Below are 429 nucleotides of genomic sequence, written 5' to 3' on the forward strand. Positions count from 1 at the left end.
ACATCGACATTCGAGGCTGAGCCTGCTTCGGTAACGGTATCCTGACCATCGCCGCGGCTAAAAACGTAAGTATCGGAGCCGTTTCCTCCTGCCAGCTTATCGTTGCCCGCACCGCCAATAAGTGTGTCTTCTCCGGCGGCGCCGTCGAGCGTATCGTTACCGGTCCCACCTTCAAGTACGTCATTACCGGCCTGACCATTCAAAATGTCATCGCCGCCCAAACCGCGGATGCTGTTGTCTTGGCCAATGACGCCTGCAATGGAGTCGGCGCCTTCAGTGCCTACCAAATGCTTCGAGACATCAACGGATGTCCAAGTGACCCCATCAGCGAACTGAAACTTCTCTATCGACCATTCGGCGCCTGTAAAGAAACTCTGCACAGTCAGGGTGTCGTTCGTACCATAACGAATGAGCAGGTCCGAATATCCA

1 protein-coding gene is annotated in these 429 nt (G+C 54.5%); it reads right to left on the bottom strand.

Annotation, left to right across the window (positions count from 1 at the left end):
• Window positions 1-429: calcium-binding protein (locus ACTJKS_RS28075; RefSeq protein WP_440829059.1), on the bottom strand; the 429-nt coding region annotated here is incomplete at both ends.

The organism is Pseudomonas sp. 22189, assembly GCF_052045635.1.
Lineage (GTDB): Bacteria > Pseudomonadota > Gammaproteobacteria > Pseudomonadales > Pseudomonadaceae > Aquipseudomonas > Aquipseudomonas parakoreensis.